A 20,069-nucleotide genomic window follows, 5' to 3' on the forward strand; every position below is an offset into this window, starting at 1 on the left:
AGGAAGCAATAATGGATTGGGACTGGAACGGCATCCGCCACTTCACCACCCTCGTGGAAAAACAAACCCTTACCGCCGCTGCCGAACACCTGGGCGTGCAGCACAGCACCGTTTCGCGGCAAATCGCCCAGCTGGAAAACGCACTCGGCCTGCGCCTGTTTGACCGCATCGGCAAACGCTACCTGCTCACCCCCGAAGGTGAACGGCTTTACCGCCATGCCTGCGAAATCTGCAAAGATATGAGCATGTTGCAGCGTACCGCGCGCGAACAGGCCGAGCTGCGGCACAGCGTCGTCATTTCCGCACCACCATTCGTCGCCCGACTCCTGCTGATGCCCCACATTGCCGATTTCTACCGCAAACACAACGATATACGTCTTATCATTCAAAGTGATGCCGCACTCGCCGACCTGCACGGCCGCCAAGCCGACATCGCCCTGCGCCTCGTCCGCCCCACCCAAAACGACCTTGCCGTGCGCCGCATCACCCATTACTCCTACCGCATCTACGGCCATGAAGGCTACCTGAAAACCATCCGCCGCGAAAACTGGCGTTTTGTACAAATTGCCGTAAACACCCGTTTTTCCCGCTGGTTTGCCGAACAAATCGGCGAAGATGCTGACATTTCCTTCGCCAGCAACGACTTCGCCGCTGTCAAACAAGCCGTGTGCGAACAAATCGGCATCGGTATCCTGCCTGATTTCGCCGTGTTCCCCGCCGACAGGCTGCATCCCGTCTCACTCAATCCAGATGCCCCGCTACCTGAATTCGCAGCGGAACTCTTTCTGGTGATGCACGAAGACGTACGCCGCAGCCCCAGCGTAAGAGCAGTGGCGGATTATTTCGCGGAGGCATTGGAACACATGTCGGCAAGATAAAAAAGCAGCCTGCACTTGAAAATTCAAAGTGCAGGCTGCTTTTGCGTTTGGGCGATACTGCTTTCGCCCTAGTCCTTTTCCTTCGGCGGATCGGTTGCCGGAAACCATCAGCACAATGGCGGTTAGTGCCCAAACTGTCCGAAGCAATCTGCGCCTTCGGCAATGCGCTGCTTGGCTTGCGCTTCGGCGGCGGGTTCGGTCAGAATTTCTGCTGCCTGCGTGCAGCCGATTTGTCGCAATACGTCGGCCAACACGTCCAATTTTGCCGTGTCCAAGCCGTCTTCGTAGCGGGCTTTTGGGCAGGCGCGCAGGGGTTCCGACCCGCGTTATTTTGTCATGTTCTCTTACCCTATCAAAACGGAAGTCATGCTGATTGAGCCAAAGGCGAGTTCGTCATTGAATATTTCCATATCGTCCTGCGGTTCGCGCAGCGCGGCGGTGTAGAGCAGCGGCAGGTAGTGTTCGGGCGACGGCACGGAGAGCTCGGCGGCGTCCCCCAGCCGTTCGTAATGCACCAGCGTGTCGTTGTCCCGCGCGGCAAGGGCGCGGTTGATGGCATCGCGGAAGTCTATTGCCCAGTCGTAGCCCGCATCGGCTTGGTCGGCGGGTTCGCGGCGCATGGCGCGCAGATTGTGCACGATGTTGCCGCTGCCGACCACCAGCACGCCTTGTTCGCGCAGCGGGGCGAGTTTTTTCGCCAAATCGAAATGCCATTGTGCAGGCTGCATCAGGTTCAAGCTGAGCTGCACTACGGGAATGTCGGCTTCAGGATACAGGTGTTTCAGCACCGCCCACGCGCCGTGGTCGAAGCCGCGTTCCGGGTTCATTGCCACATTTTCAGGCTGCAACAGCGAGCGCACCTGCCCCGCCAGTTCGGGCGAGCCGGGCGCGGGATATTGCACTTGGCTGAGTGCTGCGGGGAAGCCGTAAAAATCGTAAATCATTTCAGGGCGTTCGCCGGACGTTACCTGCAAACGGTTGCCGTACCAGTGCGCCGAAATCATCAGAATGGCTTTGGGCTTGGCAAATTTCTGCGCAATGCGGCGGAAGCCTTGGTTGAACGGGTTTTCCGCGTCCAGCGCGTTCATCGGGCTGCCGTGTCCGACAAACAATACGGGCATTTTGTTCATGGTGTTTCCCAATTCGTTTTGAAGCGGATGATTTTACGGGAAACTTTTGCGCGAACAATCCCGTTTGGAGAAGAATATATTTTCTTAATGGGAAATCATCGGGCGGTTTTTGGCTTTTGTGTTTTATTATTGTTGTTTAAAGGCTACCTGAAAGTATGGGTGATGGTGTGGTTGGCGTATGAAAAGCAGCCTGCACCCCTGTTTGTATGAGTGCAGGCTGCTTTTTATTTTTCAGGTAGCCTTCCAAACGCCCTTTCAGGCTGCCTGAAACCCAAATCACCCCCCGTTCTGCTTCCCTTCCAGCATCTCCCACCGCGCCAATTTCTCCAGCAGCAACGTTTCAATTTCTTCCGCGCGTGCAGGCTGCTTTTTCGTTGTCTTTGAAAATTTCGGAAGCCTTTCGGTGTTGTCGTTCTACACCTTGCCTGCCGCGCGTTTTCCTTTTAAGCCGTCGCCCCATGCCTTCAATGCCAGCAGCACGGGGGCAAGCGTTTTGCCGTAATCCGTTAGCCGGTATTCCACGCGCGGCGGGACTTCGGGATACACGGTGCGCGAAATGATGCCGTCGGCTTCCAATGCGCGCAGTTGGGCGGTCAGCGTGCGCTGCGACACATCGGGCAGGATGCGGCGGATTTGGTTGAAGCGCAGCATGCCGTCCGTGTGCAGGCGATAGAGTATCGTGCCTTTCCATTTGCCGCCGATAACGGAAAGCGCAGCTTCCACCGAGCAGCCTTCGGCGCAGTCGTAGCTTGGATGCGGTGTGCGGGGCATGGCAGTATCCTTTATGTAACTATATGAAAAACAAGTGCGTTCTTGTTAATGGTGTGCTTTAGGCGCATGATACACGCTTTCAGACGACCTAACAGGAGAACATCATGAAAGCCATCGGTTTCAACCGCCCTTTGCCCGTTTCCAACCCTGAAGCCCTGCTCGACATCGAACTGCCCGAACCCGAACTGCGGCCGCACGATATTTTGGTTGCCGTGCAGGCGGTTTCGGTGAATCCTGCCGATGTGAAAGTTCGGGCGGCGCATACGCCTGCGGCAGGGCAGTACCGCGTATTGGGTTACGACGCGGCAGGCATCGTTCAGGCGGTCGGCAGCGAAGTGCGGCATTTCAAAGTCGGCGACGAAGTGTATTACGCGGGCGCCATCAACCGCCAAGGTTCGAACGCACAATTACAGGCGGTGGACGCGCGCATTGCCGCCAAAAAGCCGCGTTCGCTGGATTTTGCCCAAGCCGCCGCGCTGCCGCTGACGGCGATTACCGCATGGGAAACGCTGTTCGACCGCTTGGATGTGAACAAACCCGTGGCAGGCGGCGCCAATGCGCTGCTCTTAATCGGCGGCGCAGGCGGGGTCGGCTCGCTTGCCATCCAGTTGCTGAAAAAGCTGACCGACATCCAAGTCATCGCCACCGCTTCCCGCCCCGAAAGCCGCGCGTGGGTGAAGGAATTGGGGGCGGATTTCGTCATCAACCATCATGAAAACATGGCGGAACAGGTTGCCGCGTTACATATCGGCGCGCCGTCGTTTGTTTTTTCCACCAACCATACCGACCGCCATCTGCCGCAAATCGTGGAACTCATCGCCCCGCAAGGCAGAATCGCACTGATTGACGACCCCGAAACGTTGGACGTGAACCCGCTCAAAGGCAAAAGCCTGTCGCTGCATTGGGAATTTATGTTTACCCGCCCGCTGCGCGAAACGGCAGACATCGAACGGCAGGGCGAAATCCTGGCAGAAACTGCGCGGCTGGTGGACGAAGGCATCATCCGCCCGACCGCCACCCAAATCCTGAACGGCATCAATGCCGCCAACCTGCGCCGCGCGCATGAGCGGGTGGAACGCGGGGATATGGTCGGCAAGCTGGTGGTGGCAGGCTGGGAATAGGTTTGCAGGCGGAAGCCCGTATGTTCAGCTTTGCAGAAACCGGGCTTGCTTGAAAAGGCTTCGTTTTTAGAGAGTCTTTGATGGCATAGTTTGGGGCTACCTGAAAGCAGCCTGCACTTCAATTTTAAAAGTGCAGGCTGCTTTTGCGTTTTCAGGTAGCCTTTCAAACGCCCTATCAGGCTACCTGAAACCTAAATCACCCCCCGTTCTGTTTCCCTTCCAGCATTTCCCACCGCTCCAATTTCTCCAGCAGCAGCGTTTCGATTTCTTCCGCGCGCGCTTGCAGGCTGCCGGCTTTTTCGTAGTCTTTGAAGATTTCGGGATCGGAAAGCTGGGCGTTCAAATCGGCCTGTTCGGCTTCCAGCGCGGCGATTTCGTCGGGCAGGGCGTCGAGTTCGCGCTGTTCTTTGTACGACAGCTTGGCCGTTCGGTTGGGCTTGGGTTTGTCTTTTTCAGGCAGCCTTTCGGGCTTGGCGGCGGGGGCGGAGGCAGCCTGCACTTTCTCTTCGCGCGCCTTCGCGTCGGCATAGTCCTGATAGCCGCCGATGTATTCTTTCAGACGGCCTTCGCCTTCAAATACAATACTCTGCGTAATCACGTTGTCCAAAAACATGCGGTCGTGGCTGACGAGGAACACGGTGCCGGCGTAGTCGCGCAGCAGTTCTTCCAGCAGTTCCTGCGTGTCGATGTCCAAATCGTTGGTCGGCTCGTCCAGCACCAGAATGTTGGCGGGGCGGGTGAACAGTTTGGCCAGCAGCAGGCGGTTGCGCTCGCCGCCGGAAAGCGACGACACGGGCGACTGGGCGCGGGCGGGGTGGAACAGGAAGTCTTCCAGATAGCCCATCACGTGCCGCTTTTTGCCGCCGATTTCCACATAATCGTTGCCCTGGCCGAGCGTGTAGAACACGGTGTCGTTTTCGTTCAGCGCGCTGCGGAATTGGTCGAAATACGCCACTTCCTGCTTGCTGCCGAGGCGGATTTTGCCGCTGGTGGGCGCGAGTTCGCCCAAAATCAGCTTCAAAAACGTGGTTTTGCCGATGCCGTTCGCGCCGATGAGTCCGATTTTGTCGCAGCGCTGAATCACGGCGGAAAAGTTTTTCATAATCAGTTTGTTGTCGTACGCAAATGAGGCGTGTTCCAGCTCGGCGACGATTTTGCCGCTTTTTTCGCCCGAATCGAGCTTGAACGACACCTGCCCCTGCCGTTCGCGCCGCGCCGCGCGTTGTTTCCGCAATTCTTCCAAACGCTTAACGCGGCCTTCGTTGCGCGTGCGCCGCGCTTCGATGCCTTTGCGAATCCACGCCTCTTCCTGCGCGTGGAATTTGTCGAACAGGCGGTTGTGTTCGGCTTCCACGGCTAGTTCTTCCGCCTTTTTCTCGCTGTATTTGGCGAACGAGCCGGGGTAGGAGCGCAGGCTGCCGCGGTCAAGTTCGACGATGCGGTTGGCCACATTGTCCAAAAAACGGCGGTCATGGGTAATCACAATCAGGCTGCCTGAGAAGTTGTTCAGCAGGTTTTCCAGCCACAAAATCGCGTCGATGTCCAAATGGTTGGTCGGCTCGTCCAGCAGCAGGATGTCGGGCTTCTGCACCCACGCCTGCGCCAGCGCGACGCGCTTTTTCTGCCCGCCGGACAAATTGGCGATTTTTTCGTTTTCAGGCAGCCCCAGCTCGCCGATGGTCTGGCTGACCAGCGCGTCGAACTGCCAGCCGTTTTGCGCTTCGATTTGGTTTTGCAGTTCGTTCAATTCTTTGATAAGGCTGTCGTTCTGCCCGTTCGCCAGCTCGCGGCCGATTTCGTGGTAACGCCGCAGCACGCCGCGCAGGCTGCCCAGCCCTTCGGACACGATGTCGAACACGGTGGCCGCGCCGTCGAAAAAGCTCTCCTGCGGCACATACACGGTTTTCAGCCCGTTTTGCAGGATGAGCTGGCCGTCGTCGGGCTTCTGCACGCCGGCGAGGATTTTCAGCAGGCTGGATTTGCCCGCGCCGTTGCGCCCGATCAGGCCGACTTTGTCGCCCGCGGCCAGTTGGAAAGACGCTTTGTCGAGCAGCGCGACGTGCCCGAAGGCGAAGGATAGGTTTTCGGCTTGGAGGATGGTCATGGTAAGTCCTTGTTTTATTGGGGTGCAGGCTGCCATCGGTCCGAATCTGCGATTCGGCGAACCGATGTGCGTGCCCGCGGTACTGGTTTTTTGGGGTTTCAGACGGCCTTTAAAAGCAGCCTGCACTTTCAGGTAGCCTTTTGGCGGGCTGTCGGATTTGCCCGCCCGTCATGCGGCTACTTGCTATAAATTAAATTCGACGGTTTTTTATCGGGAGAGACCAGCATATCATCATAAAAATGCGGGTCATAGCATTCGTCCCAGGGCGTTAAGCCGAAATAGGCATTGAGGAACATTTCTGCAATACCAGTTTGGTCACTTTCCATACCGACCACATCCCCCTGCTTAAATCTTTCGTTTTCGGGAAAATATTTTTCTAACAGATGGGGGTCTGCCTCTCCCGTGTGCACGATTGGAAAGTAACGCCTAAGCAGCTGGGCGACCAGATACCTTGCCGCAACAATATTGTCGGGCGTGACCGTAATCGGCGCTCCGAGGACAAACTTTTGGTCAAACAGCACGCACGCGGCGTTATCAATAAATTCAACCATATCCAATATCTGCCCCAATCCATATTCCCCGTTTTCCAGCGGCACGGCAAAGTAATCCCCCGCTTTGAGCTTTTTCCTGATGCTGGTTTTCGGCATGGTCGGTTGTTTTTTGGTCATTTTTTAATCCTTTGTTTTTGATGGGGGATATGGTTTCTGCCGCTCCGTTTGGGTTTCTCCCACACACGGGAGAAGGAACGGTGTGCAGGCTGCTTTTCGGGGTTTCAGGTAGCTTTCATTCGGCATCCGCCCCGCCTGTTTTCACGCTGTATTCCAAGGCCTTATGCGGCTTTAAGGTGGCGGAAACATAGCCGTTGGCGGGATTGCGGATGTAGTCTAGATAATCCTGCATGGCGGGGGTGTAGCCTTCTACGTCGTCCACAGCGATGGCGGCACGCGGGGCGAGTTTGGGTTCGAGCAGTTTGAACACGGGGTAAACCAAGTTCGGCCAGCCGTCGAGCAGCACGAAATCGATGCCGCCGGGGATGTCTTGCAAAGTTTCCAGCGCATCGCCTTCGCGCAGTTCGATGTAGTCTGACAGCCCTGCGGCGGCGAAGTGGTGGCGGGCGGCTTCGGCTTTGTGCGGCAGGTATTCGGTGGTTATCACGCGACCGCCGTTTTTCTTGGCCGCTGCGGCCAGATAAAGCGTGGAAATGCCGTAAGACGTGCCGAATTCGACAATGTTTTTCGCGCCTTTGGCCAAGGCCTGATATACAGGAATGCGCCCTGCTGCGGGACGATGGGGATGTATTTGTCGTCGAAATAGGCTTCGTTTTCGCCCGTCCAGCCGCTGCCTTTGCCCAGCAGTTTGGGCAGTTGGGGCAGAAAATGCCATATCAGGCCGGGAATCTGGCGTACGGCGGCGGTGTAGAGGTCGAACAATACGGCTTCGGTTTTTGCATCGTTTAAAAAAGCGAAGTCTTGTCGGGTGGGTTTGGGCATGGTTTTTCCTTTCCGAGGGGGCTGCCTGCAGGCTGCTTTTAGGCTACCTGAAAAATACAAAAGCAGCCTGCACTTTGGGTTGATACAAACGGCGGGGTGCAGGCTGCTATACGCGTTCAAACGCCAAATCGACAAATTCGCGCCGCACCAGTTTGCCGCTTTTGCTGACCGCCCAATCGCGGCTGCGTTGTTCCAAAATGCAGCGCAGCGGCAGGTTTTTAGCCAGGGCGCGGATGTCGGCGGCGTCGTAGAGCGTGAAGCCGTGCGCCGCGAACGGCAGTTTGGCCATAAAGTCTTTTTCGCAGAAATTCAGGCACAGCCGCCCGCCGGTTTTCAGCACGCGGCAGAGTCGGCCAGCATGAAGGGCGCGTCGTCCCAAAAATAGACGGTGTTTACCGACACGGCTTTGTGGAACACGGCATCGGCAAAGGGCAACGCACCGCCGTCATACAGCCGGTAATCCGCCTGCCCTGCGGCGATAAACGGTGCGTTGAACACCTGCGCCTGCTCGTGCATCAGCGGCGAAATTTCCAGGCCGGTGTAATGCAGGCCGTCCGCCTGCGACAGGATGTAGCCCAAAAGGCCGCCGTTGCCGCAGCCGGTTTCCAGTATGTTGTCGCCGTTTTGCAGGCGGGCGGCGGCGAACGCGCTGACGATTTGGGTCAGGTTGCGCAGGTTCATCGCCTGCCCGAATGCCGTGCCTGCTTCGTTGTGCGGGCAGCGCAGTTGGGCGGCGGTTTGTTCGGCGGATAATTCCATGATAACTCCTTGTGTTGATGGGGTGCAGGCTGCTTTTTGGGGTTTCAGGCTGCCTGAACGTTACATAAATTCGGGGAAATGCCGTTGCAGTTGTTCGGGCGTGAGGCTCGGCGCAATCAGTTCTTCGTCTTCATCGCAGGCAACGGCGACAAAATCGGGGGCGACGAGCTTGGCGCGCAGCAAATCTTCGGTGGCGCGGCGGCAGGCGCGGGGAAAGCATTGGCGGAAGCGGTCGTATAAATCATCCCAATCGGCTTCTTGGCGCACGGCAGCCTGCACGCTTTGCGCCGCCGCGTTGCCCGCTGCACCGCCGTCAAACAGATATTCCGCCAAGTCCGCACCCGACCAGCGCAGCGACCGCTCCAGTTCGGCGCGGCTTGCAGTCGAACCGTATTCGCTTTGGTATTTTTCCACTACGCGCACGAGCAGCTCTTCCGTGCCGACCGATAGCGAGGGGAAGTAGAGGTGGACGTTGTCGCAGTAGAAATTGTGGAAAATGGCGGCATACACGGTTTCGCGCGGGTGCTGCCTGCGGATGCTGTGCACGGCATCCACGATGATTTGATAGGCGATGTTTTCGATAGATTGCCAATCCGGCTGCGGCATGGGGCGTCCTTTCAGGCTGCCTGAATAATGATGAAGGCAGTTTCGCGGGCATCGGGTTTGGTATTTTAATGGCGTTGGCGGGATTCAGGAATCGGATAGGGTTGGGCATGTGCAGGCTGCTTTTGGCTTTCAGGTAGCCTTTGGGCTGTGCAGAAACTCGGCTTCTTTCGGAAACCTCGTTTTAACTTCGTTGAAGCTGCGCTTTAGCTTCGCAGAAACTCGGCTTCCTTCGGAAACCTCGTTTTCAGACGGCCTGGAAGGCGGCTATCCGTTTCATCGGCCAAGATTCCGTTGTCCAAACGCGTTCAAATTCTTCGGCGAAACCGTGTTGCGCGGCGTAGGTTTGCAGTTGTTGCAGCCAGGTTTTCGGGGTGATGTCGGCGGCGGCGCGGGTGGTATGCAGCAGGTAGGGGCGTGTGTCGTAGGCGCGGATGATGTGTTGGCTGACGGCGTTTAAGGCTTGCGGATTGTGGTCGGTTTGTCGGGCGATTTTTTCGTATTGCGACAAAATGGCCGTCCGCACGGTTTCGCGTTCGGCAGCGGTGCGCGGGTCGGGTCGGGCGGTGGTGGCTTGGATGACGATTAGGGGCGGCAGTTGCCCTTCGGCGAGCGCAGCGGCGAGGCGCAGGTGTCCGTCTAAAATCAGCCAGCGGTCGGGCAGGGCGGTGAGTTCGTACACCAAGATGGGTGGCAGTTGGTTTTGCCGTGCGCGTTTGCGCCAATATTTCAGACGGCCGTCTTCGGCGTGGTGGGTTTTCAGGGCGACGAAGCGTTCGGCTTGGGTATAAAAATTGTTGTCCAGCGCGTCGAAACGGCTGCCTGAAAACAGCCATTGGGCGTAGTTTTCGTCGGTTTCAGGCTGCCCTACGGCGGTGTCGTGCCAGCATCCGCCCCATTGCTTCGGCAGGGTTTGGGCAGGGCGGTAGTCGAAGTGCCATTCGCCGATGCCGAGCAGCCTTGCGTTGTGGGCGGCGAGTTGTTCGATGAAATATTTGTTCCACAACAGGCCTTGCTCTGCGGCGGGCCGGCGGGCGATGTGTTCGTTTACGCGGCTGCCGATGTGCCCGACGGGTTGGTATGCCTGCCAGCTTTCGGCGTAGCTGCGGACGAGGTAAACGTCGTATAAATCTTGGCTGTGGAACGACCAGAACACGGGTTCATCGTTGTAAGTCAGGCTGAGGCTGATGCCGTCGGGCGTGTGGAGTTTCAGGCAGCCTGGCATTTGACGTTCGATATGCAGGGCGAGGCTGTTGGGGGAGGCGGGATTATGGGTCAGGTTGCCGCTGTATTGTTCCAGCGCGGCGTTGAGTGATTGGTAGTGCATGGGGTGTCCTTTGTGCAGGCTGGTTTTTATTTTTCAGACGACCTTTTCAGATTTCGAGGTCGTCTGAAAAAGCAAACGCGGCGGCTGTTTTAAGCAGGTTTGCGGAAGGTAATGCAGTAAAAGCGGTTGCTCCACAGCAGCCGCGTTTTCTTTTCCTGTACGGTTTCGGGAATGCAGTTTTCGATTTGTGTCAGGTCGAAATCGGTGTCTTGGAAGTAGTTCCGCGTGAATAGGCTTTGTTTGTATTGTTGTTGGATGAAGTCGGTGGTTTCGTCTGCAATCATGATTTTGGTGCCGGGCTTGGCGACGCGCAGCATTTCGTTGACGGCTTTTTGTTTGTCGCTGAAAAAATTGATGCCGCCCACATGGAATACGACGTCGAACATATTGTCGGCAAAGGGTAAATCTTCAGCGTTGCAGTGTGCCAAGTCCAAGCCTGCCGCTTTTTTCCGCCATACGTCGCGGCAGCGTGCCAACATGCCGAGCGACAGGTCGGCGCCGGTCAAATCCAGCGCGGCGGGGTCGATGTCGGCGGGCAGGTGGTTTAAATCGGTACCTGTGCCGATAGAGACGTAGAGCGCGGTGCAATCCTGCCGCCATTCCAGTTCGCCCATCAGGCTGCGCCGCATTTCGTTGATACTGTTGCCGTATCTGAGGCGGGCTATCCAGCGTTCGCCGAAATCGTACCAACGGGCGAGGCGGTTGTACATGTTCATGTATTTGGCGTTGTCGCCCGTTACGTTGTCGGAGTCGAGGCACAGTAGGATGCCGTCTTGTTCGGGCGGAAGCGGGTTTTGTAAGGCGGGTTTGAGCTTTTGGATGAGTTTGGCGGAAGGCATGAGGCTTCTCCTGTTAGGGGTTGAACAATGTGTATCTTGAAGTCGGGATTTGAAAAAATGTTGAATCTGTGGTTCGGTTCGGGCCGTCTGAACGCGCAGTTTCAACGTGCAGGCTGCTTTTGAATGGCTAAAAAGCAGCCTGCACTTTCAACAGCATTGGTAAATTTGGCCGCGCAATGGGTTTATTCTTCGCCATAGTCGCTTTTCGTGATGTTGAGAATGGCAACGCATAAGGCAATGAGCAAGGACATTATCAGTACGTACTTCAATGTTTTCAAAGAGAAAAAAGACTGGAAATACCAAGAAAGCGCAAGCCTTTTGTTTTCAAGGCGGTCAAATATGGGTTTCACTGCCAGGTCGGTGAGGGCGAAACAGATACATAAAGTAATGAAAACTTGGATATATGCCCCAATAAAAAGCCGAATCCTGTTTTTTAACAATGGGATGATGTTCATCGGTTGCCCCTTTGGTTTGCGGGAAGTGTTTTTGTTCGGCGGATTTCATGCGGGAAAAGGGAAACGTATGGGGTGCAGGCTGCTTTCGGGCTTTCAGACGGCCTTAAAGGCAGCACCGCAGGTATGCACATCGGTTGAATGAATCGGGCAGCCTGCACATTGCCCGTTCACGGCTTCGCCGGTGCGGTGTGGCGGAATTTTTGGTACACGGCGGCAAACACCAGCGCGGCAAACGCCGCCAGTGCCGCGCCCACCCAGCCGATGTGCGCCAGTCCGTTTTCGCTGTGCCGCATCACCAAGCCGCCCAAAAGCGCGCCGCCGCCGATGCCGATGTTGAAAATCGCGGAAAACATGGACGTGGCGACATCGGTCGCGTCGGGCGCGAGTTGCAGCACGCGCATATTCATGGCCAGCCCCAGGCAGGCAATGGCCACGCCCCACACGAACACCAGCCCGAACAGCGCGGTTTGGTTGCCCGAAAGCGGCAGGAGCAACAGCAGCGAGGCGGTCAGAAACGCCAGCGCGGTCATCAGGAAGGGCTGCGGATATTTGGGGTGGAAACGCCCGAACAGCCAGCTGGCCGCCATGCCCGACACGCCGAACACCAACAGCAGCATGGTGGCCGCGCCGCCGCCCATGTGCGCAATTTGCAGCACGAAGGGTTCGATGTAGCTGTACACGGCGAAATGCGCCGTTACCGCCGTCATCGTCAGGAAATACAAGCCCAGCAGCAGCGGGCGTTTGAGCAGCACTGGCACGGATTTGAGCGAGCCGGAATTGCGGCTTTCCAGCGTGGGCAGCAGGCGGTACATCAGCACCATCAGCCCGAAGGCCATCAGCGCAATCAGCCCGAAGGTGGTGCGCCAGCCCAAGGCCTGCCCGATCATGCGCCCCAGCGGCAGCCCCAAAATCATCGCCATCGACGTGCCCAGCGACAGCCAGCCCAAAGCCTGCTGCCGTTTGCCCTTGGGCGCGACACGCATCACCAAAGCCGCCGTCAGCGCCCAAAACAGCGCGTGCGACAGGGCAATCACCGTGCGCGACAGCAGCAGGATTTCAAAATTCCAGGCACATACCGACAGCACATGCCCGGCAATGAACACGGCAAACACGCCCATCAGCAGTTTTTTGCGTTCGATATTCGCCGTGAGCAGCATGAAGGGCAGCGACATCAGCGTTACCACCCAGGCGTACACGGTAATCATCAGTCCCACTTGCGACACGGGCAGGCCGAAACTCTGGCCGATGTCGGAGAGCAGGGCGACGGGGATGAATTCGGTCGTATTGACCACGAAGGCGGCGCAGGCAAATACCAGCACGCGCAGATAGGCCACTTTGAGAGCGTTGATTTTTTTAGACATTGTTATGGTGATTTCAATTCAAAAAGGGTGGTGTGTGTGCAGGCTGCTTGAAACGCGGTCAGCCTTCGCCGTATTCCTGCCAGATTTCGCGCATTTCTTCGTTTTCGCGTTGGCGGTGGGGCGGCTGGATGCGGCCGCTGCAACGGGCTTTGTCGGAACTGTGCCTGTTCATTACCCACACGGTGCGCAGCCCTTGTTCGGGGTGTTTGCGGCGGATGCTCAACCATTGTGATTTGGTCATGCTGCCGACGCGGTGGTTACGGATGCCTTTTGCTTTGGCGAGCTTTTCGCCCTGTTCGCGGATTTTCCAATAGTATTGGCGCCATTGCGCGTCGCTTAACGGCGGCTGCCCCAGCAGGGAGAGTTCGAAATAGGTTTGCGGGTCTTTGGCGGGGAGGAAATCGTAAAAGCGTTGGAAATATCGGTTGGCGAGCGCCAGCACTTCCTGCTTGGCGGCTTCGTCCAGCTTGCGGTTTTCCACAATGGAGCGGTAGAGCGCGAGCGGGTTGAAGTCGGCATAGGCGGCGTGGCGCGGTATTCGGCCAATGTGAGCGTGTTGAAGGGGCGGTTGAGTTTCATGGGGTGTCCTTTGGGCGATTGCAGGCTGCCTGCACGCGGCGTTGGTCGTACACGGAATAATCCGGCATTTCGTCTTCGGCGGTGAAGGGGATGCCGTCTTGTCCGCCGATGGTGCCGTCTGCAATGGCTTGGGCATAAAACGCGATGCGCCGCGCCACTTCCTGCGGGTCGCGCGTGCAGAAGTTTTCCAGCACGCTGCCGCCCAGAAAATCGCCGCGAGCCACCACCAGCCCGAAGTTTCCCTTTCTGTCTGAAAGGTAGCCGCCGTAAAAACCGGCGTCGATAAAGTAATCCTGATAGGTCAGGTAGGTCAGGTCTTCGTCAAAATGGAAAAAGACTTCGTCCGGCGGATAGTCGTTGTCGGGTGGCAGCGCGGTAAGGTGGTGCCAGTGGGTTTGCCAACCGTGCGGCAGGTTCAGGGGGATTGGGTCGGTGTCTGTCATCAGCGCCTTCTCAAATGAAAGGGGAATGTGCAGGCTGCCATCGGTCTGAATCTTTGATTCGGCTAACCGATGTACGCACCTGCGATACTGCTTTTGCGGCGATTTGAAAGCAGCCTGCACAGTGTAACCGATACGGCTACCGCTTCCGCAGCCGCCAAAGCAGCGCCAAACCCGTGCCGAGCCACAGCACCGCCAAAGCCGCCGTGATGGCGATGCTGACGGTAAGCGCGTTGAATTTCCGCCGGTAGAGCGCTTGTGTCGCCGCTTGGCTGTCGGCGCTGCGGAAGGTGCGGATTTCAGGCTGGCCGGGCAGGGCGTAATCCGCGCTGTCGAGCACGGCGATGTGGCCGTGTGCCAGCACCAGCCGCGCCTGCCGCACGTCCAGCCGCATGGTGTCGTGCGCAAATTGCGGTGCATCGCAGCGGCACAAGGGGTCGCCTTCGTCTTCGCATTGCACGCTGATGCTTTGGCCGGCGGCCAGCAGGGCGAGGTGCAGGCTGCATTTGCGTGCCGTGCGGCGTTCGCGCAGCAGTTGCACGTCGGCATAGGGTTGCACTGTTTGCACGGCAACGGGTTGGTGGGGATACACGTCGCGCATGGGCTGCCACAAGGCCAGCGACACCAGCAGCGCAGCGGTCAGCGCAAACAGACAGGCAAACCAAAGCCCAGGCAGCGTGAATATCAATGCGGCCAATTCTTTTTGGCTTTTCGCCACGCTTTGGCGGTGTTGGCGGTAGTTCTTGGACAACAGGGGCATGGTGTTCGGTCCGATAAAGTGCAGGCTGCTTTTGAATGGGTAAAAAGCAGCCTGCACAATAGTTCATTTCAATTCAATATTTCTCCGTTAAGGCCGCCGCCCATTTTGCCGGCAGGCAGGCGAGCAGTTTGCGGCGTATTTCTGCTTCGCGTTTCTGCCACCACACGCCCAGCATCACCACCGCCAGCCCAATCAGCGAAAGCGCAATCGGGAACAGGATGCTGTCTTTAAACACGCTGTGTGCCAAGTGGCCCAAATAAAACATCATGCCCAGCGCGCCGAACACGGTGAACACGCGCCGCTGGATGATGGAGCCTGCCAGCACCATGGTGGTGTTGATGCAGAAATAAATAAATTTGCTCAATTCTCTGTCCGAATCCATGCTGCTCAGCCCGCCCCAGAAGGTGAGCACGCCGAAGAGGTACAGCCAGAAGGCATAATCGCGTTCCGATTTCGGGCGGCGGAAATCGATTTTGAACGCAGGCAGCAGCATGAGCAGCCCGAAAGCCACCGATACCCACGATTTCACGGTTTGGCGCTGGCTCCATGTCGGCCAATCGTTTTGTTCGCTGCCGCTGGTCAGCCAGTCGAACAACCAGTCGGCGCAGTCCATCGACATATACCAAAGCGTGAACGCCACGGGCATGAGCAGGAAGGGGTAGCGGTAGCGTTTGAACATGGCCGCGCCTGCCACGAGGGTGGCGCTTTCCATGGTGAGCCAGCGCCAGTCAATCCAGGTATGGTAGTCGCGGTAAAGGGTGCCGCTCGGCCAATAGCCCATCATATCCTGCACGGTAAACACGAACAGTGGCACGAGTGCCACGGCCAGCGTGGCGCAGATGCCGGACGGGATGGGCATGCCTTTCTTTTGGAAATATTCGGCCAGCCCGACGGCAATGGCGGCATACACCGCGCTCACCACGGCCACGAACCCGCTGCCGAACTGCATGAACCCGATGGTGACAAACAGCGTCATGGCGGCGATGGCAATCATGCCGCCCAAATAATACAGGACGTGGATGAAGGTGAAGTGCGGCGTGTCGTACTGTTGCGACTGCCAGAATGCCCAAAGTTCTTCGGCCTGCGCGGGGGTGATGATGTTCTGCGACACGGCTTGTTCCATGCGGCGGTGGTCAAGTTTCATGATGAACACTCCTGGTGGTGGACGGGACGGCGTGGTGCGCGGCAAGACGCGCGCTAACGTTGCAACGGGCAAAACGGGCGTGCAGGCTGCTTTTTCGGCAATGCAAAAGCAGCCTGCACCACGATTGCCGGATACAACAGAAAACCGTTGCTAGTGAGCATTCTAGCATTAAACAGGCGGACAAATCGGCTATAATCACAGTTTTACGATTCTGAATATTGAACGTGCAGGCTGCTTTTGGCCGCCACCTTTGCCGATGGGAAAAGCAGCTTGCACGCCGTTTGCGATTTATGAAACCCAGTATATTAGACAAACTCCAAAACCTCGCCCACCGATTGGAAGAAGTGACCGCGCTTTTGGGTTCGCCCGAAGCCACGTCCGACATGGACAACTACCGCCGCCTCAACCAAGAGCACGCTGAGCTGACCCCGATTGTGGAAACCTACCGCGCCTATACCCAAGCCGAAAGCGATTTGGCGGAGGCGCAGGAAATGCTGTCCGACCCCGAAATGAAAGACTTTGCCGCCGAAGAAATCGAAGCGGCGAAAGCCAAAATCGAAATGCTGGATTTGGCACTGCAAAAGCTGCTGCTGCCCAAAGACGCGGACGACGACAAAAACATCTTCATCGAAATCCGCGCGGGCACGGGTGGCGACGAAGCCGCGCTGTTTGCGGGCGATTTGCTGCGCATGTACAGCCGCTATGCCGAGCGCAACCGCTGGCAGACGGAAATCGTGTCCGCCAACGAAAGCGATTTGGGCGGCTATAAGGAAGTCATCGTGCGGCTGGTGGGCTTGGGCGCGTACAGCAAACTCAAATTCGAGAGCGGCGGCCACCGCGTGCAGCGCGTTCCCGCCACCGAAAGCCAAGGCCGCATCCACACCTCCGCCTGCACCGTGGCGGTGATGCCTGAAGCGGACGAATTGGCGAAAATCGAATTGAACGACAAGGATTTGCGCATCGACACCTTCCGTGCCAGCGGCGCGGGCGGGCAGCACATCAACAAAACCGATTCCGCCGTCCGCATCACGCACCTGCCCACGGGATTGGTGGTGGAGTGCCAAGACGGCCGCAGCCAGCACACCAACAAGGAAAAAGCCCTGAAAGTGCTGGCGGCGCGGCTGAACGATATGCAGAAACGCGAAGCGCAGGCAAAAGAAGCGGCGGAACGCAAATCGCTCATCGGCAGCGGCGACCGCAGCGAGCGCATCCGCACCTATAATTATCCGCAAGGCCGCGTCACCGACCACCGCATCAACCTGACGCTGCACAAGCTGGATTTTGTGATGGACGGCGACATGGAAGAGATTACGGCCGCGCTAATGGCGGAACATCAGGCGGAACAACTGGCTGCAATGGGAGACTGAATCATGCAAGAAACGGCAAAATTATTCGGATTGGCATTCGGCGTATTGTTTTTGTGCGCTTTAATCGGCGGCATCGGCACGACGTTGCTGTTGCACACATCGTTTTCAGGCACGTTTTTGCGCACGCTGTATCTCGGCTTTTTCGGCGCGCTGCCGGTGGCGGTATTCCAAGGCCGCGCGGTTTTGGACGTGCAGTGGGGCAAATATCTGGCGCTGTTCGGCGTGATTGGCGGCGTGCTGTCGGTGCTGGTGTTCGGCTATATTGCCGTTTATTTGGATGTCCATCTCGGCTGGAAAATGGGCTTTCTGGAAGAAGCCGTGCTGCTGATGGTGCTGCCGTTCGGCGTGAATGCCTGGAAGCTGGCGCAGAAGAAATAAAGCAGCCTGCATATCAATCTGATTAACCATTATTGAAGGAATAATCCATGAAAAAATCTTTGTCTGCCATCCTATTGCTGGCGCTGCTGCCCGTGCAGGCTGCTTTTGCCGAACCGCGTTCCGAAGTGGTGCGCGTGGACGTGCCGGCCAATAAAACGGCGCAAAACGGGCTACCGGCTGCAATGCAGCGCGAATTGGAGCGGGCGATGGTGCTGGTGCGCAACCACCAAACCGCAGAAGCCATGCCGCTGCTGAACCGCTTGGTCGGTCAGGCCGATGCCGAATTGCGCCGACACAAAAACGTCCGTGCGGCGGGCAACCGCGTGCATACGCTGCGCCTGCTGCTGGAAGCGGCCAACAGTGGCCGGGATACCGAAGTGGTGTCGTCCGAATGGCTGATGCCGCGTTATGTGCGTGCGTTTGCCCATGTGGAGCAGAAAAATTATGCAGCCGCGGCGGCGGAATTGGACGCGGTGCTGGCGGTTGCGCCGTATGAGCCGCAATTTCTGGCCGAGCGCGGCCAGGTGGCCAATGCGATGAAGGATTTTGCCGCCGCCGAACGCACATTCAAGCGTTTGCAGGAATCCGCCAAAACGCTGCCCGACCCAGCGCAGGCTGCTTTTTACCAAGGCGCGGCATTGCGCGGCTTGGGCTATGGGGCGGTGGAACGCGGACAATGGCAGGCGGCGGAACAATATTACCGCCAAGCCTTGCAGCTGAACCCGAACGACCGCGCGGCGCAAAACGAATTGCAGTTTGTGCGGCAGCACCGGCGGTAATGTGCAGGCTGCCTGAGCCAGGAAAAAGCAGCCTGCACTTCCTAAATATCAGGGTGCAGGCTGCTTTCGGACGGGTTATTTCGGTTGTTGCGGCGAATTCAATTGCTGCCAATTATCGCGGATTCGTTGCAGCAAATCGGGTGCGTCTGCCAGCGTGTTTTCCAAAATGCCCCACATCTGCCGCTGCCGCGCCTCGGTGCGGTAAAGCTGCGTCAGGACGTAGGCATAATAGCCGACCGTGTCGAAATCGGCGGCGGGCGGTTGTTGGATTTTGCCGCTGTGGTAGTCCAAATTTTTAGGACAATTACTGCCTCCTGGTGCCATTATCCAGTGGATGAATAATTTGTTGTTATTACTGAGCCTTAGAGGCGGAACCGATACAGCTGATTTGCCGAGCTGATACCGTTGCAACAAAACTTGCGCCGATTGTTTGGCAAACTGATCAATGTGTGCTTCGTCTTCCTGATGTGTGCATAGGGCTGGATCCACAATCCTATTAAAAAAATAGACCTCGCCATGTGCCAACGGCGCGCCAATCAGGCAGAGCATGGAAAACAGATACAGGGTTTTTTTCATCATCATGACTCCTTATTGAGTGTCATTGATAGGGCAGTGAAGTGCAGGCTGCTTTCGGACGGATTATTTCGGTTGTTGCGGCGAATTTAATTGCTGCCAGTTGTCGCGGATACGTTGCAGCAAATCGGGCGCGTCTGCCAACGTGTTTTCCAAAATGCCCCACATTTGCCGCTGCCGCGCTTCGGTGCGGTAAAGCTGTGTCAGGACGTAGGCGTAATAGCCGACCGTGTCGAAATCGGCGGCGGGCGGTTGTTGGATTTTGCCGTTGTGTTGGCTTAAACTGTTAGAACAGAATCCCTTTCTCGCATCCAGCCAATGGCTGAAAAACCTATTTATGTTTAACGGCGAAGACGGTGCGGGCAATGTGCCGGCTTGTTGCTGCTGCAATAAGAATTGCGCTGCCTGTTCGGTAAATCGGTCAATGGGGGCTTCGTCTTCTGCGCGTTTGCAAAAATCCGAGTTTGTGATTCCGGAAAAAATAACGATCTCGCCATGTGCCAACGGCGCGCCAGTCAGGCAGAGCAGGGAAAATAGATACAGGGTTTTTTTCATCATGGTCTCTCCAATATTGGATATGTGAATTGACTGTATCATTTTTATCAATTTATTTCAAAGAATTAGAGGTAAAATCATGAACGACAACGAAATCAAAACTATGCTGGCGCGTTTGCAGCAAGATTTGTCCGACCCGTCCGCGCCAATGGCCGAATGGACGCACGCCGAAGTTATCCCCTTGGACAAGCGTAAGAAAAACGTCAAAATACTCAACATGGGCTATTGGCTCGGTAATGCGGCAATGGTGGCGGGGAGCGCGTATTCTTGTCTGACCATATTTGCCGGCGCTACGTTCATGCAGCTGGTGCTCATCGGCTTGGTTTCTTTTTTGATATTGGCGAGTACTTTCAGCTGGTACAAATATGTGTTACCGGCCGTGCTGAAGCGCGAATATAAATTGACGCAATATAAAATGGATTTCAAAAAAGCAAAATTGGAAATTTGGCAGCGGGGCGAAAAAATTGCATACAAATTCCACCGTGCGAACATCACGCTGCCGCCGCTGCCCGTGCCTGAGGGGGACAAAGAGCAATACCGCTCGTTGTGCCAAAAGCTCCAACAGCAGATTCAATACCGCACGGGGTTTGCGTTCCGATAAGCGCAAAAAGCAGCCTGCACTTTATAGATGGGGCTGTACTAGATAACTAGGAAAA

General features: G+C 56.8%; 26 protein-coding genes. 8 read left to right on the forward strand and 18 right to left on the reverse strand.

All coding sequences use genetic code 11. The annotated features are described in order from the left end of the window. The first annotated feature begins 11 nt into the window (after positions 1–11). Complete coding sequence (locus tag HMPREF9098_RS09330) at positions 12–878, forward strand: LysR family transcriptional regulator (RefSeq protein ID WP_003784228.1); 867 nt, start codon at positions 12–14, stop codon at positions 876–878. Between the two features lie 122 nt (positions 879–1,000). On the opposite strand, the gene HMPREF9098_RS09335 is transcribed toward HMPREF9098_RS09330, so the two are convergent. From HMPREF9098_RS09335 to HMPREF9098_RS09345, 3 genes are all read right to left on the reverse strand, one after another. Beyond that, positions 1,001–1,153, reverse strand: a complete 153-nt coding sequence (locus HMPREF9098_RS09335) for a hypothetical protein (RefSeq protein ID WP_003784229.1) — start codon at positions 1,151–1,153, stop codon at positions 1,001–1,003. Between the two features lie 69 nt (positions 1,154–1,222). Next, on the reverse strand, positions 1,223–2,008 hold the full coding sequence (gene ygiD, locus HMPREF9098_RS09340; RefSeq protein ID WP_003784230.1) for a 4,5-DOPA-extradiol-dioxygenase: 786 nt from the start codon (positions 2,006–2,008) through the stop codon (positions 1,223–1,225). A gap of 414 nt (positions 2,009–2,422) precedes the next feature. Beyond that, positions 2,423–2,779: a winged helix-turn-helix transcriptional regulator gene (locus HMPREF9098_RS09345; protein WP_003784232.1), complete on the reverse strand. Its 357-nt coding sequence runs from the start codon at positions 2,777–2,779 to the stop codon at positions 2,423–2,425. Between the two features lie 104 nt (positions 2,780–2,883). Here HMPREF9098_RS09345 and HMPREF9098_RS09350 point away from each other — a divergent pair, with 104 nt between their 5' ends. After that, positions 2,884–3,900: a zinc-binding alcohol dehydrogenase family protein gene (locus HMPREF9098_RS09350; protein WP_003784233.1), complete on the forward strand. Its 1,017-nt coding sequence runs from the start codon at positions 2,884–2,886 to the stop codon at positions 3,898–3,900. 196 nt (positions 3,901–4,096) lie between these two features. On the opposite strand, the gene HMPREF9098_RS09355 is transcribed toward HMPREF9098_RS09350, so the two are convergent. From HMPREF9098_RS09355 to HMPREF9098_RS09385, 9 genes are all read right to left on the reverse strand, one after another. Then, positions 4,097–6,004, reverse strand: a complete 1,908-nt coding sequence (locus tag HMPREF9098_RS09355) for an ATP-binding cassette domain-containing protein (RefSeq protein WP_040564422.1) — start codon at positions 6,002–6,004, stop codon at positions 4,097–4,099. Positions 6,005–6,180: 176 nt separating this feature from the next. Next, entirely contained in the window at positions 6,181–6,672 is a 492-nt protein-coding gene (locus HMPREF9098_RS09360; RefSeq protein ID WP_003784236.1) for an Imm26 family immunity protein, read from the reverse strand. A gap of 115 nt (positions 6,673–6,787) precedes the next feature. Next, on the reverse strand, positions 6,788–7,255 hold the full coding sequence (locus HMPREF9098_RS09365; protein WP_232618013.1) for an O-methyltransferase: 468 nt from the start codon (positions 7,253–7,255) through the stop codon (positions 6,788–6,790). Further along, positions 7,156–7,494, reverse strand: coding sequence for a hypothetical protein (locus HMPREF9098_RS12310; RefSeq protein WP_003784243.1), 339 nt, complete (start codon positions 7,492–7,494; stop codon positions 7,156–7,158). Before HMPREF9098_RS12310 ends, HMPREF9098_RS09365 begins: the two co-directional genes overlap by 100 nt. 106 nt (positions 7,495–7,600) lie before the next feature. Further along, the gene (locus HMPREF9098_RS12315; RefSeq protein WP_003784245.1) at positions 7,601–7,834 is read right to left on the reverse strand and encodes a hypothetical protein; all 234 of its coding nucleotides are present in this window, start codon (positions 7,832–7,834) and stop codon (positions 7,601–7,603) included. Further along, on the reverse strand, positions 7,828–8,253 hold the full coding sequence (locus HMPREF9098_RS09370; RefSeq protein WP_003784246.1) for a class I SAM-dependent methyltransferase: 426 nt from the start codon (positions 8,251–8,253) through the stop codon (positions 7,828–7,830). The genes HMPREF9098_RS12315 and HMPREF9098_RS09370 overlap by 7 nt, the downstream gene beginning before the upstream one ends. Before the next feature lie 60 nt (positions 8,254–8,313). After that, positions 8,314–8,859, reverse strand: a complete 546-nt coding sequence (locus HMPREF9098_RS09375) for a DUF4303 domain-containing protein (RefSeq protein WP_003784247.1) — start codon at positions 8,857–8,859, stop codon at positions 8,314–8,316. Between the two features lie 244 nt (positions 8,860–9,103). Further along, entirely contained in the window at positions 9,104–10,183 is a 1,080-nt protein-coding gene (locus HMPREF9098_RS09380) for a hypothetical protein (protein WP_003784248.1), read from the reverse strand. 89 nt (positions 10,184–10,272) lie between these two features. After that, positions 10,273–11,022: a class I SAM-dependent methyltransferase gene (locus HMPREF9098_RS09385; protein ID WP_003784250.1), complete on the reverse strand. Its 750-nt coding sequence runs from the start codon at positions 11,020–11,022 to the stop codon at positions 10,273–10,275. A gap of 237 nt (positions 11,023–11,259) precedes the next feature. On the opposite strand from HMPREF9098_RS09385, the gene HMPREF9098_RS09390 reads away from it, so the two are divergent. Continuing rightward, positions 11,260–11,619 (forward strand): hypothetical protein, encoded by a 360-nt coding sequence (locus HMPREF9098_RS09390; RefSeq protein WP_040564424.1) that lies wholly within the window; start codon positions 11,260–11,262, stop codon positions 11,617–11,619. Positions 11,620–11,644: 25 nt separating this feature from the next. On the opposite strand, the gene HMPREF9098_RS09395 is transcribed toward HMPREF9098_RS09390, so the two are convergent. The 4 genes from HMPREF9098_RS09395 to HMPREF9098_RS09415 all read right to left on the reverse strand — a co-directional run bounded on the left by HMPREF9098_RS09395 (position 11,645) and on the right by HMPREF9098_RS09415 (position 15,761). Next, complete coding sequence (locus tag HMPREF9098_RS09395) at positions 11,645–12,838, reverse strand: sugar transporter (RefSeq protein WP_003784252.1); 1,194 nt, start codon at positions 12,836–12,838, stop codon at positions 11,645–11,647. Between the two features lie 58 nt (positions 12,839–12,896). Beyond that, complete coding sequence (locus HMPREF9098_RS11830; RefSeq protein ID WP_147285373.1) at positions 12,897–13,553, reverse strand: hypothetical protein; 657 nt, start codon at positions 13,551–13,553, stop codon at positions 12,897–12,899. 443 nt (positions 13,554–13,996) lie between these two features. After that, positions 13,997–14,674: a hypothetical protein gene (locus tag HMPREF9098_RS09410; RefSeq protein ID WP_003784255.1), complete on the reverse strand. Its 678-nt coding sequence runs from the start codon at positions 14,672–14,674 to the stop codon at positions 13,997–13,999. Positions 14,675–14,690: 16 nt separating this feature from the next. Further along, the gene (locus HMPREF9098_RS09415) at positions 14,691–15,761 is read right to left on the reverse strand and encodes a hypothetical protein (RefSeq protein ID WP_003784256.1); all 1,071 of its coding nucleotides are present in this window, start codon (positions 15,759–15,761) and stop codon (positions 14,691–14,693) included. Between HMPREF9098_RS09415 and HMPREF9098_RS11835 the strand changes: the two genes are divergently transcribed. The 4 genes from HMPREF9098_RS11835 to HMPREF9098_RS09430 all read left to right on the forward strand — a co-directional run bounded on the left by HMPREF9098_RS11835 (position 15,760) and on the right by HMPREF9098_RS09430 (position 18,285). Next, positions 15,760–15,915, forward strand: coding sequence for a hypothetical protein (locus tag HMPREF9098_RS11835; protein WP_003784257.1), 156 nt, complete (start codon positions 15,760–15,762; stop codon positions 15,913–15,915). The genes HMPREF9098_RS09415 and HMPREF9098_RS11835 overlap by 2 nt on opposite strands. A 136-nt stretch (positions 15,916–16,051) precedes the next feature. Beyond that, a complete protein-coding gene (gene prfA / locus HMPREF9098_RS09420; protein ID WP_003784258.1) occupies positions 16,052–17,128 on the forward strand; it encodes a peptide chain release factor 1 in 1,077 nt (358 codons plus the stop codon). 3 nt (positions 17,129–17,131) lie between these two features. Next, the gene (locus tag HMPREF9098_RS09425) at positions 17,132–17,506 is read left to right on the forward strand and encodes a hypothetical protein (RefSeq protein WP_003784259.1); all 375 of its coding nucleotides are present in this window, start codon (positions 17,132–17,134) and stop codon (positions 17,504–17,506) included. Positions 17,507–17,553: 47 nt separating this feature from the next. After that, positions 17,554–18,285 (forward strand): tetratricopeptide repeat protein, encoded by a 732-nt coding sequence (locus HMPREF9098_RS09430; protein ID WP_003784260.1) that lies wholly within the window; start codon positions 17,554–17,556, stop codon positions 18,283–18,285. A 75-nt stretch (positions 18,286–18,360) separates the two neighbouring features. On the opposite strand, the gene HMPREF9098_RS09435 is transcribed toward HMPREF9098_RS09430, so the two are convergent. Both HMPREF9098_RS09435 and HMPREF9098_RS09440 read right to left on the reverse strand, forming a co-directional pair. Continuing rightward, entirely contained in the window at positions 18,361–18,867 is a 507-nt protein-coding gene (locus tag HMPREF9098_RS09435; protein WP_003784262.1) for a hypothetical protein, read from the reverse strand. A 57-nt stretch (positions 18,868–18,924) separates the two neighbouring features. Further along, a complete protein-coding gene (locus tag HMPREF9098_RS09440; RefSeq protein ID WP_040564429.1) occupies positions 18,925–19,416 on the reverse strand; it encodes a hypothetical protein in 492 nt (163 codons plus the stop codon). Positions 19,417–19,492: 76 nt separating this feature from the next. Here HMPREF9098_RS09440 and HMPREF9098_RS09445 point away from each other — a divergent pair, with 76 nt between their 5' ends. After that, the gene (locus HMPREF9098_RS09445; RefSeq protein WP_003784266.1) at positions 19,493–20,014 is read left to right on the forward strand and encodes a hypothetical protein; all 522 of its coding nucleotides are present in this window, start codon (positions 19,493–19,495) and stop codon (positions 20,012–20,014) included. Positions 20,015–20,069 lie beyond the last annotated feature (55 nt).

It is taken from the genome of Kingella denitrificans ATCC 33394, assembly GCF_000190695.1.
In the GTDB taxonomy this organism is placed as follows: Bacteria; Pseudomonadota; Gammaproteobacteria; order Burkholderiales; family Neisseriaceae; genus Kingella_A; species Kingella_A denitrificans.

What these genes read in the sequence shown, in the direction of transcription:
- HMPREF9098_RS09330 (WP_003784228.1), top strand. Translation starts at nt 12, where the DNA reads ATGGATTGGGACTGGAACGGCATCCGCCACTTCACCACCCTCGTGGAA.
- ygiD (WP_003784230.1), bottom strand. Translation starts at nt 2,008, where the DNA reads ATGAACAAAATGCCCGTATTGTTTGTCGGACACGGCAGCCCGATGAAC.
- HMPREF9098_RS09345 (WP_003784232.1), bottom strand. Translation starts at nt 2,779, where the DNA reads ATGCCCCGCACACCGCATCCAAGCTACGACTGCGCCGAAGGCTGCTCG.
- HMPREF9098_RS09350 (WP_003784233.1), top strand. Translation starts at nt 2,884, where the DNA reads ATGAAAGCCATCGGTTTCAACCGCCCTTTGCCCGTTTCCAACCCTGAA.
- HMPREF9098_RS09355 (WP_040564422.1), bottom strand. Translation starts at nt 6,004, where the DNA reads ATGACCATCCTCCAAGCCGAAAACCTATCCTTCGCCTTCGGGCACGTC.
- HMPREF9098_RS09360 (WP_003784236.1), bottom strand. Translation starts at nt 6,672, where the DNA reads ATGACCAAAAAACAACCGACCATGCCGAAAACCAGCATCAGGAAAAAG.
- HMPREF9098_RS12310 (WP_003784243.1), bottom strand. Translation starts at nt 7,494, where the DNA reads ATGCCCAAACCCACCCGACAAGACTTCGCTTTTTTAAACGATGCAAAA.
- HMPREF9098_RS09370 (WP_003784246.1), bottom strand. Translation starts at nt 8,253, where the DNA reads ATGGAATTATCCGCCGAACAAACCGCCGCCCAACTGCGCTGCCCGCAC.
- HMPREF9098_RS09375 (WP_003784247.1), bottom strand. Translation starts at nt 8,859, where the DNA reads ATGCCGCAGCCGGATTGGCAATCTATCGAAAACATCGCCTATCAAATC.
- HMPREF9098_RS09380 (WP_003784248.1), bottom strand. Translation starts at nt 10,183, where the DNA reads ATGCACTACCAATCACTCAACGCCGCGCTGGAACAATACAGCGGCAAC.
- HMPREF9098_RS09385 (WP_003784250.1), bottom strand. Translation starts at nt 11,022, where the DNA reads ATGCCTTCCGCCAAACTCATCCAAAAGCTCAAACCCGCCTTACAAAAC.
- HMPREF9098_RS09390 (WP_040564424.1), top strand. Translation starts at nt 11,260, where the DNA reads ATGAGCAAGGACATTATCAGTACGTACTTCAATGTTTTCAAAGAGAAA.
- HMPREF9098_RS09395 (WP_003784252.1), bottom strand. Translation starts at nt 12,838, where the DNA reads ATGTCTAAAAAAATCAACGCTCTCAAAGTGGCCTATCTGCGCGTGCTG.
- HMPREF9098_RS11830 (WP_147285373.1), bottom strand. Translation starts at nt 13,553, where the DNA reads ATGCCCAAGCCATTGCAGACGGCACCATCGGCGGACAAGACGGCATCC.
- HMPREF9098_RS11835 (WP_003784257.1), top strand. Translation starts at nt 15,760, where the DNA reads ATGATGAACACTCCTGGTGGTGGACGGGACGGCGTGGTGCGCGGCAAG.
- HMPREF9098_RS09415 (WP_003784256.1), bottom strand. Translation starts at nt 15,761, where the DNA reads ATGAAACTTGACCACCGCCGCATGGAACAAGCCGTGTCGCAGAACATC.
- prfA (WP_003784258.1), top strand. Translation starts at nt 16,052, where the DNA reads ATGAAACCCAGTATATTAGACAAACTCCAAAACCTCGCCCACCGATTG.
- HMPREF9098_RS09425 (WP_003784259.1), top strand. Translation starts at nt 17,132, where the DNA reads ATGCAAGAAACGGCAAAATTATTCGGATTGGCATTCGGCGTATTGTTT.
- HMPREF9098_RS09430 (WP_003784260.1), top strand. Translation starts at nt 17,554, where the DNA reads ATGAAAAAATCTTTGTCTGCCATCCTATTGCTGGCGCTGCTGCCCGTG.
- HMPREF9098_RS09435 (WP_003784262.1), bottom strand. Translation starts at nt 18,867, where the DNA reads ATGATGATGAAAAAAACCCTGTATCTGTTTTCCATGCTCTGCCTGATT.
- HMPREF9098_RS09440 (WP_040564429.1), bottom strand. Translation starts at nt 19,416, where the DNA reads ATGATGAAAAAAACCCTGTATCTATTTTCCCTGCTCTGCCTGACTGGC.
- HMPREF9098_RS09445 (WP_003784266.1), top strand. Translation starts at nt 19,493, where the DNA reads ATGAACGACAACGAAATCAAAACTATGCTGGCGCGTTTGCAGCAAGAT.